We start from the raw sequence: 17061 nt of genomic DNA, 5'->3' as shown, positions 1-17061 counted from the left end.
GGTCGCAGTGGCCGCGGCCGGGCCGGCGCAGCGGCCGCGCGGTGGGGCCGCCGGGGCGCGCTTACTCCGGGGTTCGAGCGCGTGCCAGCCCGAGGGCCGCCGTCTCGGCGATGAACGTGTCGCCCGGGTCGCGACTCTCCTGCAGGATGTGCAGCTCCCCCTCGCCGATCCAGCGGAAGTCCGTGTGCTTTCCGGGCTCCAGCCGGGGCGCCGCGAGGTCGCCCGCAACGCGCACGAGGTAGTCCGCCTCATGGCGTTCCACACCGTCCGCGGGAGTCCACACCAGGCGGTCCAGTTCGGCGACGACGGCGGTCAGCCGCCAGCCGGTCTCCTCGGCGATCTCGCGGCTCAGCGCCTCCGGCATCGTCTCGCCGGGCTCGACGTGGCCGCCGACCAGGTCCCAGCAGCCGGGGAACAGCCGCCGGTCGGGTGAGCGGCGCTGTACGAACACCCGGCCCTCGCCGTCGGTGACCAACGCTCCCGCCACCCACCGCGCGCCGTCGGCGGTATCGGGGAAATGGATCCCCTCGGCCACACTGATGCCGTCCCCCAATGCCGCCTCCCCTCCCCGTCGCGGGCGTGTCCACCGCTTGTGCCACGGATCGGGGCGTGCCGGCCCCGGCCCCCGCGGCAGCCGCCGCAAGCGGCCTCCGTCGCCCCTGGATTCACGACATGCAGTGGTGGTACACGTGAACAGTAGGCGATGGGGCCGACACGACGAACGGGGACAGCCGTGGCTCGAACTATGGGCGCCGAATCCCCCGCAGGCGACCGATCGCCCGGTGGACGGGTGTTCCGTTCGGCCGCGGCCGGGGTCCTCCGCCGGTCGCGGGCCGCTGACACCGGGCGGCGGGGCTGGGTGACCGCCGCGGTCGCCGTGGGCGTACTGCCGTGGGGTGCGTGGGCGGCGGTCCGCGTCACCGGCGTCGAAGGCGGGTTCCCCGCCGTCGCGCTGATCGCGTTCACGCCCTACGTCGCGGCCACCTCCGTCGTGCCCCTGGCCTTCGCCCTGCTGACGCGGCGGGGTTGGGCCGCGCTGGCCGCCGCGGCAGCAGCCGTCGCACTGTTCGCCTGCGTCCTGCCGCGCGGACTTCCGGGCCCGGAACCCGCCGCCGCTCCGCGCGGGCCGCGGCTGACGGTGCTGTCGGCGAACGTCTATTACGGTCTGGCGGACCCGGATGCGCTGGTGCGGCTGGTCCGCGAGCACGGCGTCGACGTGCTCAGCCTGCAGGAGCTGACCCCCCAGTCCGACGACGCGCTCACCCGCGCGGGCCTGCGCGCGCTGCTGCCCTACGACGTCACTCACGCCGGCACGGGGCCGGTCGGCGGCGCGATCTATGCGGCGCACCCGTTGAAGGAGGTCGGCGGGCACGAGTGGAACGCGTACTTCGCCATGCCCCGGGCCCGGTTGCAACTCCCCGATGCCGCCCCGGTGGAGATCGTTTCGGCGCACGCGATGCCGCCCAGCGACGCCCAGTCGATCCCGGGGTGGGCCGACTCGCTGCGGCAGCTGCCCGATGCGCGGCCCGGCGGCGACATCCGCATCCTCGCGGGCGATTTCAACGCGACACTGGACCACGCCGAGCTGCGCGCACTGCTGGCGACCGGCTACACCGACGCCGCCGACGCCACGGGCGCCGGCTGGCGCCCCACCTGGCCCGCCGGCGGGTCGCTGCCCGGCACCGCGATCGACCACGTGCTGGTCGATCGCCGCGTCGACGTGCGGCACACCTCCATCCACCGCCTGCCCGACACCGACCACCACGCCGTACTCGCCGAACTGGCCCTGCCGCGCGGCTGACTGCGGCATCCCCCGCATACGGACAGCGGAGGATCCGCCGCGCTCCTGCGCGCGGGTGCGGCCGAGGGCGCGCTAGGAAGCCATGGCCGAGAGCGGAGACGTTCCCGCCTGGGCGTAGGAACGGGTGGAACTGCAGTCCCGCGACTCGGTCTGGCGGCGCACCGGGGGGTGCGCGGCGGGAGAGGAGGTGCACGGCTGGGGCGGCGCATAGTGCGGGAGGAGGTACCGGCCTCGACGCAGCGGCCCCGGAGCCGGGCCTGCCGGTGGGGCGTGGGAGGGGCGGCTCGGGTCTGCTGGGCGGCCTTGTGGTCTGCCGGGCGACGGGCGACCTCGGAAAAGCAGCGCCGAGGACGGCGCAGGGCTGGGCCTGCGGTCATCGGGCCGGGTGCTCGCCGGTGGCGGTGCCGGTGGGGAGTAGCGGGGGCGGCTCGGGTCTGCCGGGAATCGGGTGACTTCGCGGAAGTGCGGCGGTGAGCGCTCCCGGAGTCGACTTTTCGTGCACCTCGTGACCACGGCGCCCGCCGACGCCGCCCGCAAAACGAGCATAGGCCCCAAAAGCCCACCCCATCGGGGTGTGGAGCCCCCGGCGGCGACGCCCGAGCGCAACGAGCGACGTGTCGTCGCCCCCGGCCCCCGATCCGGCGCCACCGGGGGCGTGCGGGCGCCCGCGACCGCGCCCCACCCCGCTGCCTCCACCCTGTGCCGGCCCGATCGCAACACGGCGACACCCAGCCGGCCCACCGGCGCCGGTAGGTCCCCTATGCCGGTCCATCCGGCGATGACCGCGAACTTATGGCCGCGGAATACGCCTTCCTGCGACCATAAGTTCACGATAGACGGGCCAAGCCGCGCCGAGTCTGTCTCCAGGGCTGGATTCGGCGCCGAATCCAGCCCTGGAAACAGACTCGATGGCACCGGTGCCGCCCAACGCAGGGTTGTAACCAGGCAGCGGCCGGAATCCGGTGAAAACCGCGCGTTGGATGCGCCGACCGGCCCGCGGCGGCCCAACGCCGCCCCGCCGCCGGGCGCGCCACCGGCGAGCACCCGACCCGTCGACCGCGGGCCGGACCCTCCGCCGCCCTCGGCGCCGCTGTTCCCCGTCAGTCCGCCCGACACCCGGCAGACCAACAAGGCCGCCCAGCAGACCCGAGCCGCTCCTCCGCCACGCACCGCCACCGGCGAGCACCCGACCCGTCGACCGCGGGCCGGACCCTCCGCCGCCCTCGGCGCCGCTGTTCCCCGTCAGTCCGCCCGACACCCGGCAGACCAACAAGGCCGCCCAGCAGACCCGAGCCGCTCCTCCGCCACGCACCGTCACCGGCGAGCACCCGACCCGTCGACCGCGGGCCGGACCCTCCGCCGCCCTCGGCGCCGCTGTTCCCCGTCAGTCCGCCCGACACCCGGCAGACCAACAAGGCCGCCCAGCAGACCCGAGCCGCTCCTCCGCCACGCACCGCCACCGGCGAGCACCCGACCCGTCGACCGCGGGCCGGACCCTCCGCCGCGTCGCCGCTTTTCCGTGCAGGCGCCCCGCCGCCCGGCAGACCAACAAGGCCGCCCAGCAGACCCGAGCCGCTCCTCCGCCACGCACCGCCACCGGCGAGCACCCGACCCGTCGACCGCGGGCCGGACCCTCCGCCGCGTCGCCGCTTTTCCGTGCAGGCGCCCCGCCGCCCGGGAGACCACAAGGCCGCCCAGCAGACCCGAGCCGTCGCCGCGGCCGACATGCGTCGACTGCACCTCTACTCCCGCCCGCAGTTCCGCCCGGCGACGTGAAAGGGCGCCGCAGCAGGGGATCCCGGAGCGGCGGGACGGCGCGTCTCCGCGATAGCGTAGGCGCTCGCCGCGCCACACCCCCGTGGCGCGAAGGGATCCTCGCGACATGCCGGTCGGCGGCCTCTCACCGGCCGGGACACCGCCGTAGGGGGCTTATGGACGAGCAGGCCATGATCACCCGCGACCTCGCGTTGCGGCTCTGCGCCAACGCGACCGAGTTCGACCGGAGCTGGATCGGCGAGGACGCCAAGATCGTCGTCCCCTTCACCGCCCCCCGCGATACCGCGCTGATCGAGCGCGTCGTCTCCGCCGGCCGCGCCCTGGGCGTGGACCGCCTGCTCGTGTGCCGCACCCGTGCGGAGTTCGCCTACGAGCCGGTGACCGAGGTGTCCGCCGACGCGCGCAGCGTCGTGCACGTCATCCGCGCCTGGGGCGACGAACCCACCGATGTGCTGGTGGCCGTCGAGGACTTCTCCGCGGCCGTGCTCGTCACCTCCACGACGCTGACCGTCGCGGCCGGCCCGCCGGACTTCCTGCGCCCCCTGGTCGGCGCCGACTTGGAGGCCGCCCGCGCCTCGTTCGCCGAGGAGGCTCGCGAGAGCCGCGATCCCGAGCTGCTGCGCGCCGCCCAGCTCTACACCTGCCTGGAGCCCGGAGCCCGTCACGCCCGGAACCCGCGCGGTCCCGGTCCCGACCTCGCCGAACGGTTCGCGGTCCGGGCCGCCCGGCTGCGCGAGAAGTCGCCGGGCGCCGCCGCCGCGCTCGGTGCGCTGCGCGGCGGGTGGGCTTGGACGATGCTCGCCGTGCTGCTGACGGCGCCGCTGTTCGTGCCCGCGACCGGTGCGGCCCTGCCGATCGCGATCGGCATGCTCTGGCTGGTTGTGCAGCTGGCGTGGATGTCGCGTTCGCGTACGGTCGCCTTCGCGACCCTGGTGCGCGTCCTGCTACTGGGAGCGCTGCTGGTGTGGCCGCTGGCCGCCGTGGAACAGGCGCTGACCTCCTCGCTGGGGGCCGACCCGTGGATGTCCTACACCTACATCGCGGTCTGGGTGGAGGAGGTCGGCAAGCTGCTGCCGCTGCTGCTGGTGCGGCTGCCCGCCCGGCACCGCTTCCGCCGGTTCGCGGCGGTCGACTACCTGCTCGTGGCGGCCGCGTCGGGCGCGGGTTTCCAGTTGGCCGAGACCCTGCTGCGCGCGCTGCCCGCCGCGGGCTCGGGCGGGCCGGTCCCGCTGCCGCCGCCCGCACTCGGATTCCTGCCCGGCGCCGTCGCCCTGCCCGACATGGGCGTGCACTTCTCCGGGCACGGTGTGCTCACCGGCATCGTCGGCGCCGCACTGGGACTCGCCGCCGTCGGCGGGCGGCGCCCCCGGGGCACCTGGCTGTGGCTGCTGCCGCCGCTCGCTGTGGGCTTCGCCGTGCTGCAGCACATGATCTTCAACGCCGCCGTCGCGGAGTTCGCGCTCGGCGCCTCGCTGGAGCCCCACCCGGCCACCGCGGTGCTGTACCGGGTCACGGGCGGCGGCACGGCCGACCGGTGGCTGCTGCTGATCCTGCTCGTCTGCGCCCTACTGCTGGACTACCGCACCGCGCGCCGCGCTGCCGACGTCACACCGCCGCTTCCGGGACACCCGCCGCTGGCGGGGCTGCGCCGCCGCGCCTACGGGCGCGCCGTGCGGCTGGGCGTGCGCGTGCCCGGCGACATCGCCCCGCTGTTCCGGCGCGCGGCGCTGGTGTGGGCGCGGGCGCCGCTGCGGCTCGCGCTGACCGCCTCGGAGGCGCTGCACGAGGTCGCCGTGATGCTCGCCGCGGCGCGGCGCGGGCCGGCGGCCCTCGGTACGGCGTGGCGGTTCCTGCGTGAGCGCCGTGCCTATGCGATGGGCGCGGCGCGGGCGGGGGAGCGGCCGTGGCGCCGGTTCCCCGACAGCGGGGACCTGCGCACGACCGAGCAGCGGCTGGAAACGGTGTTCTTCGGTGCGGCCGCAGCCGTCGTCTGGGTCGCCGCGGCCGGAGCCGCGGCGGGGGAGTACGCCGGTGCGGCCTCAGGCGGTGCCTACACGGCGTTCGCCGCCCAGTTCTCCACTCATCCGGCTTATGCCGCCGAGGCTGTGCGCCACGCCGCCGACTGGTACGGCGCGCTGCCCCCGTCGTCGCGGCCGTGGGTGTGGGCGTGGTGCGCGGCACTGGTCACTCTGCCCGCTGCCGGGTGGTCGGTGCCTCGGCGATACCCGGACGCGGGGGCCTTTCTACGGGAGCCTTCGCGGATGGCGGGTCGTGTCCTGGGCGCTCTGGCCCCGGGCCAGATTCCCTACGCGGCGGCCGGGCTCGCCGGGCTGCTGCTCCCGCGCGGCGTGGACCGGCTGCTGCGGCGGCGCTGACGGGGCCGCGGGCGCTTCGCAGGACGCTGTCCGGACCCGCCCTCGGCGCGGTGGCGCCGGGACGGGCCCGGATCCGGTCGGTTGCCGCGGGCTAGCTAGGCGGAGTCAGCCGAGGAGGCCGTTGCCGAGGAGGCCGCCGCCCAGGCCGCCGTTTTCGCCGAGGGCACCGCGGTGGCCCTTGTCCTTGTCGTGGTCATGGTCCTTGTCGTCGTCCTTGTCGTGCCCGTGGTAGCCGTGGTGGCCGTTGTCGTCCCAGTCCTTGTCGTGGTCCTTGTCCTTGTGGTCGTCCCAGTCCTTGCCGTTGTCCTTGTCGTGGTCCTTGTCGTCCCCGTAGTAGCCGTGGTCGTCCCCGCCGGCGACCTGGCTGGTCATCCGGTGGTCGTCGCCGTTGAAGCCGTGGTACCCCTCCCAGCCGTCGGCCTGGGCGGCTCCGGCGCTGAAGAGGGCGATGGCTGCGCCGGCGGCGGTGGTAAGGGCGGTGGTGGCGACGGTTCGCTTAATGGACACGAATGTTCCTTCCGTGGGTGGTCGACTGACTACTTACCGTGGTCACTGTAGTGAGCCGATGCCGACCTATCCAGCACCGTGCACGGGTACAGCCGAATCGGCGCGCCTACTGCGAACGATCGCTTCCACGCCTCCTTACTGCGGATTCGCGCCGCCGACCGATCACCCTGGAGTGGTCGGTGTCCCCCTAGCCCGGTTTCGTTTGCGCTCCCCCGCTCCGAGGGCGGTTACGCCGGGTAGCAGCGGACCTCGGTCGCCTTCACTCCGGCCCAGACCTCCATGCCGCCCGCCAGCCGAAGCTCCGCCAGGGCCTCGGGGGTGATGTCCGCCAGTAGCGGGAACGCGCCCACCAGGTGCACGCGCACCTGGTCGCCGAAGCGCTCCACACCGTCGATGCGCAACCGCCACAGGTTGCGCGGAGTGCCGTCGGGGCGCTCGCGGTACAGGGCGACGGCCCGAGGCGGGAAGGCGACGAACACCTCGCCTTCCCACCGCTGGGGCAGAGAGATCTCCGCCGCGCCGAAGCCGTCGCTCACCGGCACGCGGACGCGGGTGCCCTGGGCACTCCCCCGGTACAGGTTGAGTCCCACCAACCGGGCGACGTAGCCGGTCCGCGGATGCTGGGCCACCTCGCCCGGCGCGCCCTCCTGGACCACCCGGCCCGATTCGAGCACCGTGATCCGGTCGGCGAGCACCATCGCGTCCAGCGGGTCGTGCGTGACCAGCACCGTCGCGTAGTCCAGCGCGGCCAGGCGGTGACGCAGCCACGAGCGCACCGACGCACGGGTGTGCACGTCCAGCGCCGCCATCGGCTCGTCGAGCAGCAGCAGCCGCGGGCGCACCGCCAGAGCCCGTGCCAGCGCGACACGCTGCGCCTGGCCGCCCGACAGCGCGCGCGGGCGGGCGGCGGCGTGGTCCGCCAGGCCCACCGTCTCCAGCAGTTCGGCGGCCAGGGCGCGCGCCTCGGCGCGGCCCGCGCCCGCGCACCGGGGGCCGAAGGCCACGTTGTCCAGCGCGGAGAGGTGGCCGAAGAGCAGATAGTCCTGGAACACCATCCCGACGGGGCGCCGCTCGGCCGGAGCGACGGTGATGTCCCGGCCTCCCAGTAGGATCCGTCCCGAGGAGAGGGACTCCAGGCCCGCCAGTGCCCGGAGCGCGGTCGACTTGCCCGACCCGTTGGGGCCCAGCACCGCGACGACCTCCCCGGGGCGCGCCCGCAGCCCGGCCTCCAGCCGGAACGCGCCCCGGTCCACGACCAGCCGCGCGTCCAGCCCCTTGTCTCCGCCCCTGTTCGCCTCCGCCGGCGCCGCCGCGTCCCCCGCGCCGTCGAGCCGCAGGCTGTCGTTCCCGGTCATGCCGCCCCCACCCACCGGTCACGCAGTGCGACCAGGATGACCAGGGACACGCCCAACAGCACCAGGCTCAGCACGATCGCCGACTCCGGGCTCTCCTGCATGGCCAGGTAGACCGCCAGCGGCATGGTCTGGGTGCGGCCGGGGAAGTTGCCGGCGAAGGTGATCGTGGCGCCGAACTCGCCCAGCGCCCGAGCCCAGGCCAGCACAGCACCGGCGATCACGCCGGGCCCCACCATCGGCAGCGTGACGCGCCGGAAGACGACCGCCCGCGACGCGCCGAGGGTGGCCGCGGCCTCCTCGAAGCGCCTGTCGGCCCCCCGCAGCGCGCCTTCGACGCTGATTACCAGGAACGGCATCGCCACGAACACCTGGGCGACGACCACCGCCGCCGAGGTGAAGGGCAGCGTCAGGCCGAACCACTCGTCCAGGTAGCGCCCGACGATCCCGCGCCGCCCCAACGCGAGCAGCAGCGCGACACCGCCGACGACCGGCGGGATCACCAGCGGCACCGTGACCAGCGCCCGCAGTAGTCGGCGGCCGGGGAACTCGGTGCGCGCGAGCAGCCAGGCCAGCGGCACGCCCAGGCACACCGAGACGGCGGTGGCCGCGGTGGCGGTGGTCAGCGACAGCCACAGTGCCCCGCGCACGTCGGGCATCAGCAGCCGGGTGACGAGAGTCGGCCACGGCGCGCGGGCGAGCAGCCCGGCGAACGGCAGCACCAGGAAGACCAGCCCGAGCAGGGCGGGCACCATCAGCAGCCACGGGAACCGCCCCGACCGCACGCGCAGCCGGGCCCTGCGCTCGCGCGGGGTCGGGTCAGAGGGTGCTGAAACCTGCGTCATCGAGCACCTCGTCGCCGTCGCCGGAGCGGACGAACTCCACCCACGCCTCGGCGAGACCGGGCCGGGCGGCACCTTCCAGCACGGCGACCGGGTAGTCGTTGGCCGCCTCGTCGGCCTCGGGGAAGGCGATCCCCTTCACTCCGTCGGCGGCGCGGATGTCGGTGCGGTAGACAAGCGCCGCGTCTACCTCGCCCAGTTCCGCCTTCGTCAGCGCCGCCTTGACGTCGCGCTCCCGCGACACGGGGGCGACCTCCAGGCCGGCGGCGTCCAGGGCCTCGGCCGACGCCGCGCCGCAGGGCACCTCCTCGGCGCACAGTACGACCTTGACCGCGGGATCGGCGAGGTCGGCCAGGCCGTCGACCCCGGCGGGGTTGTCCGCGGGAACGGCGATCCGCAGGGTGTTGCGGACGAAGACGACCGGTTCCTTCGCGGTACGGCCCTCCTCGACGACGAGGTCCATGGTGTGGGTGTCGGCGGAGGCGAACACATCGGCGGGGGCGCCCTCGTTGATCTGGTTGGCGAGGTCGGAGCTGCCGGCGAAGTTGAACTCCACCCGCGCGTCGGGGTGCTCCTCCTCGAACCGCCCGCCCAGCTCCTCGAACGCCTCGGTGAGCGACGCCGCGGCGAACACGGTGAGTGTGCGCTGTGCGGCGCCCCCTCCTGTATCCCCGCTGCCCTCGCCGCCTTCCACCGGCGCGCAGGCGGCACCGGCCGCCAGCACCCCGACCGCCGCGGCCGCGGCGGCGCCGCGGCGCAACAGCCGCCGGACGGCGTCGAGGAAGTCGCCCTGTCGGGTCGGACGACTAGCCATGGCGTTGTCCTTTCGCCGGCTCGTTCTCGACGACGACGTTCGTCGACTTCACCACCGCTGTGGCGGTCGATCCCACGCCGAGTCCCAGTTCGTCGGCGGCCTCGCGGCTCATCAGCGACACCACGCGGTGCGGCCCGGCCTGGATCTCGACCTGGGCCATCACCTCGTCGCGGATCACCGCGGTGACCAGACCGCGGAACCGGTTGCGCGCCGAGGAGACCTGGCGAGCGGGGTCGTCGCCCGGGTCGGCGCGCAGGAAGGCGGCGAGGTCGGCGCCGTCGACCGTGCGGTGCCCGTGGGCGTCGCGTGCGGCGCGCAGCCGACCGGAGTCCACCCAGCGGCGGACCGTGTCGCCGCTGACCCCGACGAGCCCGGCGACCTCACTGATTCGGAACATCGGCACGCCCCGCAATCTACTCCTCGCAGAAGCGAAGGGAAACCCGGAAATCGCACGCTTTTACAAGCTCAAGCAGCGAAAGAGGTCGCTGGTGCGATGGTGCCGTCCTGGACCGGGGCGGTGGGGTTAGCACTACCCGGGCGCGATGTGGTGGCGTCATGGCGCGCATGCCGCGCCGCCTCCTACTTTGATGAGTACGACGGGACGCTCCACGGGTGCCAGTGGAAGGAGGTGGCGGGCGTGCGCGCAACCGCGGCCCCCGGCGCCGCGGACCCGCTGCGGACCGGCGGCGCCGACGCGGCCCCGGCCAAGGGCCGGCTGTTCGGCCTGCTGCATCTGCTGACGTCCTTCGCGCTGTCCGTCGGCTACCTGATCCCCGTGCTGCTGGTGACCGTCCAAGGCGTCGCCTACATCCTCAGTTTCTTCTCCGGCTTCCTCGGCGGGATTCCCGAGGGCGATCCGCCCCCGCTGGCGGTCCTGCTGGCCTTGACCGCCGTCCTGCTCGCCGCGGCCACCCTGCTCTCGCGGCTGGCCTGCCGTATCCAGCGCCGCCGCCTGGAGGACGTCTTCGGCATCGTCGAGTCCCGCCCGCGCGAACCCGCCGCCCGTGCGACGCGCAATCCCGCCGTACTGCTGCTGCGCGGCGTCGCCTACCTCTACGGCCGCGACGCCTGGACCGCCTTCGTGTGCGCGACGCTGACCGGCATCCAGGGCGTCGTCTTCGGCGGTATCGCGCTGGGCCTGGTCGTCTACGGCAGCGCGATGGCCCTGGGGTCCATCGTCGGCGTCGGCTACGCGCTGGCCGCCGGATCCCTGGAGCCGGCGGTGCCGCTGGCCGCGGTCTTCCTCGGCCCGGTGGGCGCGGCCGTCGGCCTGTGGGTGGTGCCGCTGCTGGTGCGGCTGGAGGTCGAGGTCAGCCGCCGGCTGTTGCTGGACGCGCCGGAGATGCTGATCCGGCGCCGCCTGGCACACGTGCAGGACAGCCGCTCGCGCATGGTGGACGCGGCCGAGGCCGAACGCCGCCGCATCGAGCGCGACCTGCACGACGGCGCGCAGCAGCGGCTCCTCGCGGTGACCATGACCCTCAGCCGGGCGCGCGCCAAGTCCGACCGCGCGGGTGACGCCGACGAGGTGCGCACGCTCATCGACGAGGCGCGAAGCGAAGCCAAGGCGGTGATGGCCGAACTGCGCGAGGTCGCCCGCGGCCTGCACCCGCGCGCCCTCACCGACCACGGCCTGGAGGCGGCGCTTCCCGTGGCCGCCGGCCGCTGCCCGGTGCCGGTACAGGTGCGCGTGGAGCTGCCCGAGCGGCCCTCCGCACGCGCCGAGGGCGTCGCCTACTACGTCGCCTGCGAGGCACTTACCAACGTCGCCAAGCACGCCGGCGCCGCAAGCGTGGAGGTGCGCGCCGACCGGGTCGCAGGCGCCTCCGGCGACCTGCTCCGGCTCACCGTCACCGACGACGGCAAGGGCGGCGCCGACCCCGACTCCGGTTCGGGCCTCTACGGCCTGTGGGACCGCGTCAACGCCGTCGACGGCACCTTGTCCGTAGACAGTCCGGCCGGTGCGGGAACCGTCCTCACCGCCGACATCCCCTGGGAGGCATGACCGTGCGCATCATCGTCGCCGAGGACTCCGTGCTGCTGCGCAGCGGCATGGTCAAACTTCTGGAGGACGCCGGTGTCGAGGTGCCCGCCGCCGTCGGCGACGCGGAGGAGCTGCTCGCGGCCGTGGATGCCCACGGTGACGTCGACCTCTGCCTGGTCGATATCCGGATGCCGCCCGGCTACGCCGAGGAGGGCCTGCAAGCGGCCGTCGAGATCCGCCGCCGCAAACCCGGCGTCGCGGTCCTGCTGCTGTCCCAGCACGTCGTCAGCCGCTACGCCGCCGAGCTGCTGGGCGGCGACGCCGGCGGTGTGGGCTACCTGCTCAAGGACCGCGTCGCCGACATCGACGAGTTCCTCGTCACCTTGCGGCGCGTCGCCGCCGGCGGGACCGCCATCGATCCCGAGGTGGTGTCCCAGTTGCTCAGCCGGCGCGACGACAGCGCGATCCAGCGGCTCAGCCCGCGGGAGAGCGAGGTACTCGGCGTGATGGCCGAGGGGCTGAACAACGTCGGCATCGCCACCCGGTTGTTCATCACCGAACGCGCCGTCGAGAAGCACATCCGCGCCATATTCACCAAGCTCGACCTCGGCCAGGACGACCACGACCACCGCCGCGTGCGGGCGGTTTTGGAGTACCTGCGCGGCGGCGAACACCGCAGCGCCGCCCCTTGACGGCCGCCGTCCGCCGGCGGCCGGTCCGTGCACGCGACGACAGAACGAGCGATCGAGGGGGCGTAGGCATCCCCCGGAGGGAACAGAGATGACATTCACCGGACGCGGGCTCTACGCCGCATCCAGCAAGGAGCCGCGCGGGCGGCGCTCCGGCTGGCTGCTGATCGGGGCGGTGGTGGCGCTGGTCGTGCTGCTCGGCGGCACTCTGGCGGCCTTCGGCAGCGTCCAGTTGGGCGGCGAGTCCCGCACCGACGATTTCACCGGCGCCGACGCGGTGGCGGTCCACAACGGCTCCAGCGGTGACGTCTCGGTCCACCGTGTCGCGGGCGACGAGGTCACCGTCGAACGAGAGCTGCAGGGCACGCCGCTGGCCGACGCGCGGGAGAAGCTCGACATGAAAGGCGGCACGGTCACCGCCGGGGCGAAGTGCGGCGGTGGCTGGTTCTTCGGCGGCTGCGAGGTGGACTACTCGATCGGCGTGCCGGAGGGCACCGCGGTCACCATCGAGGCGCACTCCGGCGACGTGGAGCTGGAGGGGATCGCGGGCGAGGTCGACGTGGAGGCCGGTTCCGGCTCCATCACCGGCGAGGACCTTCGGGGCGACGTGCACGCCGCCACCACCACCGGCGATATCGAGCTGAGCGGCGTCGAGGGCGACCTCGACCTGGAGTCCAACACCGGCTCCCTCAGCGCGGAGGGCACCGGCGGGACCGTGGTCGCCGAGGCCACCACTGGCCAGGTGGACTTCGGCGGATTGCAGGCCGACCGGTTCGAGATCGAGACCACGACCGGCGGCGTCGACCTGGAGGCGGGCTTCTCCGTCGCCGAGATCGAGACCACGACCGGCCAGGTCGAGGTCGAGGCGCTGGAGCCCTTCTCTCGCCTCGCCGTGGAGACCACCACCGGCTCGGCCGAGGTGGAGGTCCCCGACGGCACGTACCGGATCGGCGGGGAATCCACGACGGGTGACCGGGACATCGACGTGGAAACCTCCCCTGATGCCGGCTCGCGCATCCTGGTCAGCAGCACAACCGGCTCGGTGAGCGTCAGCGCCGACTAAGCCGGGCTTAAGAAGTGCTGGATCGGTCCGGCTTCCATGGGCGGCCGGGCCTTGCGGCTCGGGTCTGCTGGGCGGCCTTGTCGGTCTGCCGGGAGCGGGTGGTCTCGACGGAGGCGGCAGCGGGCGCGGCGGATGGCGGCGCCCGTGCCCAACGGGTCGGGTGCTCGCCGGTGGCGAGCCCGACGGCGAGAACCGGCGCAGGCCCGCGCCCACCCGTTGCGGGGGCGTCCGTCCATTCGGGCGGGCGCCCCCGTGCCATGCCCTACAGTTTGCGCCTGAGTGGCTGAACGATGGGAGAGCGGGCCGATGGAAGCGACTACGTTCGGGGACGTCTGGCAGGAGGCGTTCTCGGTCCAGACACCGCCCCCCACCTGGCTCGTCATCGCCGTGGGGGTCGCCGCGCTGATCGTGGTCGTCGTCCGCGGCCCCTGGCGCGTCGCCCGCAACGTCGTCACCATCGCCCACGAAGGCGGGCACGCCGTCGTGGCGCTGCTCAGCGGCCGCCAGCTCACCGGCATCCGGCTGCACTCCGACACCTCGGGAGTGACGGTCTCCCGCGGCAAGCCGCGCGGGCCGGGAATGATCCTGACCGTCGCCGCGGGCTACATCACACCCTCGATCGTGGGCCTGCTGGCCATCCTGCTCCTGGTGAACAACCGCATCACGGCGCTGCTGTGGATGAGCATCCTGGTGCTGGCGGCGATGCTGCTGCTGATCCGCAACGTCTACGGCGTGGTCTCGGTGGTGGGTACCGGAGCCGTGGTTTTCCTCGTCTCCTGGTTCACCCCGGCCGAGATACAGGCCGCGTTCGCCTACTTCTTCACCTGGTTCCTGCTCCTGGCGGGGATCCGCCCGGTGTTCGAGCTGCAGGCGCAGCGCAGCCGCCAGCCGTCGCCGCAGTCCGACGCCGACCAGCTGCACCGGTTGACGGGACTCCCGGGCGTCGTGTGGGTGCTGTTCTTCGGGGTGGTGAACGTCGCGGTGACTGCGACGGGTATCTGGCTGCTGATGTTCTGAGCCGCGCGGCGCCCGGTCGCCGCGCGAAACGGGCGCCGCCGCAGAGCCCGGAAGCGACGCAGGCGCCGCGCGTCGCACGCCGGCGCCTACTGGGCTCGCTTGCGGGCTCAGCCCGCGCTGGAGCTCTCCTGGGCGGCCGCGAGCGCCGCCTCGACGGTGGGGAAGACGGCCACGCGGGTGTCGATGGCGGTCACGTGCAGAATGCGGGCGATCCGCTCGGAGGCGGCCGCGATGGCGAGGCTTCCACCGGCGGCCTTGGTGGCCTTGTGCGCCTGGATGAGGACCCGCAGTCCGCTGGAGTCGATGAAGACCAGGCGGGAGAAGTCGAGGACGAGGCGCCCCTGCGGGCGGTCGTCGACCGCCGCGAGTACCGCACGGTGGAACTGGTCCTCAGCGGCCATGTCGATTTCGCCGCTGGGCGCGAGCACGACGCAGTCGTCGCGGTCGCGGCGGGTGATCTTCAGCGAGGCCATGTCCGCTCCGGGGTGTCGCGCCGATACCGTTGCCCTGGGGCCCGGTGCGGCGCTCCCGTCGCCCGCAGGGCGAGGGTTCTTCCCGAACGTGCCGGCCAGCACGTTGGTCGACGCGCCGCATAGGCGAGGCTGGTTTTCCAAAGTCGGTTACCCCCATGCTGACAACCGATGTGCCAGGCATATGTGGATCTACGCTGCCTGCCGTGCCGTAGTGCCGCGGGCGCGTAGTCGGCAGAAGGCGGTCGGCGGCAGATGGCTGTGGCCTGTTCGGCCCGATGGGCGGCTCGCGATGTGCGAGCGCCGCTCCCCCTCATTCCTAAGATGCTTAGAATCAAGCATCCGACGGGACGATACCACAGTGCCGTGGCCTTTTCGTGACGCGAGTGACGCAGACGCGTGTTCTCCGGCGCCTCGTCGGTGGCGCTCACCTGCGCTTTCTCCCCTCGGCGGAGCCCGGGCCGCCGAAGGCGAGATGCGCCACACCACCGCCCGCGGAGATCACACACAGCACGCCCGCATCGCCGGGTCGCCAGGTGTCCACATCGGCCCGGCACGGGTAGGGGGATGGGTGCGCCGCCCGCCGGAGCGCGTCCCGCTACCTGCGGCCGCGGCACCGCGGCACCGCGGCGCGGTGCGCGACGAGCGCCCGGCGGCGCGTCCCGCACTCTTGCCTTGGGGGATCGCGATGAACGAAAGAGGGGCCTCGGCCGCCGCCGCGGACACCGCCGCGACGGCGTACGTGCTGCGGCTGGGCGACGACGCGCTGGTGGCCGGACACCGGTTGGCCGAGACCGAAAGCAGCGGACTGTGGCGTCAGGCGTGCGGCACCGACGCCCACGACGCCGCATACGAGGCCGCCCGCATCGCACGCGGCCTGCTGCGCCTGGCCGGCTCCCTGCTGGGCTGCGCCGGCCGTATGGAGGAGCAGCTCACCGGCGTGCTGCGGACCGAGGAAGACCTCATCCGCGGCCGCGGCGCCGACCAGTACCTCAACGTGCGGCTGGTGGAGTCGCCCAACACCGATCTCGCGCACACCGTCGTCCGCCAACTGCTGTTCTCCACCTACGCGCTGGAGCTCTACACCGCCCTCGCCGACTCGGCCGACGAGTCGCTGGGCGCCATCGCCCGGACCGCGGTGCGTGAGCTGCCCTTCCACCGCGACCACGCCGTGCGCTGGATGCTGCGGCTGGCGGCCGCCGAGGAGGATCGGCGGCGGCTCGACACGGCGCTGGGAGAAGTGTGGCCGTGCACCGGCGAACTGTTCCTGTCCGACGAGGTCTCGCGCACCGCCGCCGAAGCCGGTATCGGGGTCGATCCCCAGGATCTGCGCCCCGCCTGGGAGGCCGCCGTCGGCGGTGTCCTGCGCGAGACCCGGCTGGCCCGGCCCGCCCCGGTGCCGCGTGTCGGCTCGATGGAGATGTGCGGCCGCGCCGGCGTGCACTCCGAGCCGTTCGCCCGCACCTTGGCCGACATCCGCCGCGACCGCGCCCCCGGCTGACCGCCCGTGTGGTCCTCAGCGGGGAGCCGGTGCGAAGTCCACCGTGGAGCCACACAGGACCCCGCCTCGCCGCCTCCCGGTGCACACGACGGAACCCGGCCCCGCGGGGCCGGGTTCCGGTCTTCTCGTCGGTTGAGATCGTGTCGGCCGGGTCCTGCCCCTGCTGCGCGCCGACCCGTGCCGTGGCGCCGCTCATTCGCGGGACGAGTCGCGGGCCCGAGCGGGATCGTAGGGATCGTTTCCGCGGTGGCGGCCGTCGTAGCGGCGCGCCGGGGACTCGCCCAGGGCGTCGCGGTAGCCGCTGGAGTAGCCGGAGTCGTCGAACTCGGCGCTCTCGGGCACGTCGCGCTCGACCGAAGGGCGCCGGCGCCGCACCGCCGTGGCTCCCACGCTGCTCAGCAGCGAGACGATCGCGATTCCGGTCACGGTGTTGATGACGGCGGTGGCCAGTTGGCTGGGTAGCGCCGCCTCCTGGGTGAACGGGCTCACGGCCGCGACGATCGTGGCCAGCCCGACGATCCAGCCGAAGAACGTCGTCGCCCGCGGCGCGCTGACCAGCAGCAGGTGCAGCAGCGCGGTCGCCACCAGCGCGGCGATCCCTGCCACGACCGCATAGGCGGCGGTTCCGGCGTCGCCGGCGTAGCCCGCCTCCTCCGGAGCGAGTACCGGGATGCCCAGCACTCCCCGCACCACCAGTGCGCCGACCAGGATGATCAGTGCCGCGACCACGGCCGTGGCGAGGCCGCCCGACCATAACCTGCCTGCGTTGACCCGCCGCTCGCTGCCATATTCGCTCATGCCGTTTCCCCCCGATACGGCCCGAACACGGTTGGTGGCCCCATACCCGGCCGCCACCGGCGAAAACCACAT

The 17061-nt window shown here is 73.8% G+C and carries 15 protein-coding genes; 7 read left to right on the top strand and 8 right to left on the bottom strand.

What is annotated here, in order from left to right:
- Nucleotides 1–61 precede the first annotated feature (61 nt).
- Nucleotides 62–553, bottom strand: a complete 492-nt coding sequence (locus EKD16_RS20310; protein WP_207391362.1) for an NUDIX hydrolase — start codon at nucleotides 551–553, stop codon at nucleotides 62–64.
- Between the two features lie 306 nt (nucleotides 554–859).
- On the opposite strand from EKD16_RS20310, the gene EKD16_RS20305 reads away from it, so the two are divergent.
- A complete protein-coding gene (locus EKD16_RS20305; protein WP_242677086.1) occupies nucleotides 860–1801 on the top strand; it encodes an endonuclease/exonuclease/phosphatase family protein in 942 nt (313 codons plus the stop codon).
- Between the two features lie 1931 nt (nucleotides 1802–3732).
- The gene (locus tag EKD16_RS20300; protein ID WP_131100355.1) at nucleotides 3733–5952 is read left to right on the top strand and encodes a PrsW family glutamic-type intramembrane protease; all 2220 of its coding nucleotides are present in this window, start codon (nucleotides 3733–3735) and stop codon (nucleotides 5950–5952) included.
- A 105-nt stretch (nucleotides 5953–6057) separates the two neighbouring features.
- On the opposite strand, the gene EKD16_RS20295 is transcribed toward EKD16_RS20300, so the two are convergent.
- From EKD16_RS20295 to EKD16_RS20275, 5 genes are all read right to left on the bottom strand, one after another.
- Nucleotides 6058–6459: a hypothetical protein gene (locus tag EKD16_RS20295; protein WP_131100352.1), complete on the bottom strand. Its 402-nt coding sequence runs from the start codon at nucleotides 6457–6459 to the stop codon at nucleotides 6058–6060.
- A gap of 227 nt (nucleotides 6460–6686) precedes the next feature.
- A complete protein-coding gene (locus EKD16_RS20290) occupies nucleotides 6687–7814 on the bottom strand; it encodes an ABC transporter ATP-binding protein (RefSeq protein WP_131100349.1) in 1128 nt (375 codons plus the stop codon).
- The gene (locus EKD16_RS20285) at nucleotides 7811–8656 is read right to left on the bottom strand and encodes an ABC transporter permease (protein ID WP_131100346.1); all 846 of its coding nucleotides are present in this window, start codon (nucleotides 8654–8656) and stop codon (nucleotides 7811–7813) included. The genes EKD16_RS20290 and EKD16_RS20285 overlap by 4 nt, the downstream gene beginning before the upstream one ends.
- The gene (gene modA, locus EKD16_RS20280) at nucleotides 8631–9467 is read right to left on the bottom strand and encodes a molybdate ABC transporter substrate-binding protein (RefSeq protein WP_131100342.1); all 837 of its coding nucleotides are present in this window, start codon (nucleotides 9465–9467) and stop codon (nucleotides 8631–8633) included. The genes EKD16_RS20285 and modA overlap by 26 nt, the downstream gene beginning before the upstream one ends.
- Complete coding sequence (locus EKD16_RS20275) at nucleotides 9460–9870, bottom strand: TOBE domain-containing protein (RefSeq protein ID WP_131100339.1); 411 nt, start codon at nucleotides 9868–9870, stop codon at nucleotides 9460–9462. The genes modA and EKD16_RS20275 overlap by 8 nt, the downstream gene beginning before the upstream one ends.
- A 234-nt stretch (nucleotides 9871–10104) precedes the next feature.
- Between EKD16_RS20275 and EKD16_RS20270 the strand changes: the two genes are divergently transcribed.
- From EKD16_RS20270 to EKD16_RS20255, 4 genes are all read left to right on the top strand, one after another.
- Nucleotides 10105–11472 (top strand): sensor histidine kinase, encoded by a 1368-nt coding sequence (locus EKD16_RS20270; protein ID WP_242677085.1) that lies wholly within the window; start codon nucleotides 10105–10107, stop codon nucleotides 11470–11472.
- Nucleotides 11469–12143: a response regulator transcription factor gene (locus tag EKD16_RS20265; RefSeq protein ID WP_207391361.1), complete on the top strand. Its 675-nt coding sequence runs from the start codon at nucleotides 11469–11471 to the stop codon at nucleotides 12141–12143. Before EKD16_RS20270 ends, EKD16_RS20265 begins: the two co-directional genes overlap by 4 nt.
- Before the next feature lie 88 nt (nucleotides 12144–12231).
- Nucleotides 12232–13203, top strand: coding sequence for a DUF4097 family beta strand repeat-containing protein (locus tag EKD16_RS20260; protein WP_131100333.1), 972 nt, complete (start codon nucleotides 12232–12234; stop codon nucleotides 13201–13203).
- Nucleotides 13204–13509: 306 nt separating this feature from the next.
- Nucleotides 13510–14220 carry a M50 family metallopeptidase gene (locus EKD16_RS20255; protein ID WP_131100330.1) on the top strand — a complete coding sequence of 237 codons (711 nt, stop codon included), beginning with the start codon at nucleotides 13510–13512 and terminating at the stop codon, nucleotides 14218–14220.
- Nucleotides 14221–14327: 107 nt separating this feature from the next.
- On the opposite strand, the gene EKD16_RS20250 is transcribed toward EKD16_RS20255, so the two are convergent.
- On the bottom strand, nucleotides 14328–14693 hold the full coding sequence (locus tag EKD16_RS20250; protein ID WP_131100327.1) for an STAS domain-containing protein: 366 nt from the start codon (nucleotides 14691–14693) through the stop codon (nucleotides 14328–14330).
- Between the two features lie 685 nt (nucleotides 14694–15378).
- On the opposite strand from EKD16_RS20250, the gene EKD16_RS20245 reads away from it, so the two are divergent.
- Nucleotides 15379–16191 carry a 1,2-phenylacetyl-CoA epoxidase subunit PaaC gene (locus EKD16_RS20245; RefSeq protein ID WP_242677084.1) on the top strand — a complete coding sequence of 271 codons (813 nt, stop codon included), beginning with the start codon at nucleotides 15379–15381 and terminating at the stop codon, nucleotides 16189–16191.
- A gap of 192 nt (nucleotides 16192–16383) precedes the next feature.
- Here EKD16_RS20245 and EKD16_RS20240 read toward each other — a convergent pair whose 3' ends face one another.
- On the bottom strand, nucleotides 16384–16989 hold the full coding sequence (locus EKD16_RS20240) for a DUF6069 family protein (RefSeq protein ID WP_131100324.1): 606 nt from the start codon (nucleotides 16987–16989) through the stop codon (nucleotides 16384–16386).
- Nucleotides 16990–17061: the final 72 nt, after the last annotated feature.

This window comes from Streptomonospora litoralis (assembly GCF_004323735.1).
GTDB classification, from domain to species: domain Bacteria; phylum Actinomycetota; class Actinomycetes; order Streptosporangiales; family Streptosporangiaceae; genus Streptomonospora; species Streptomonospora litoralis.
Note: the sequence above shows the minus strand (reverse complement) of the source record. Positions and strands in the feature narration are given on the sequence as shown.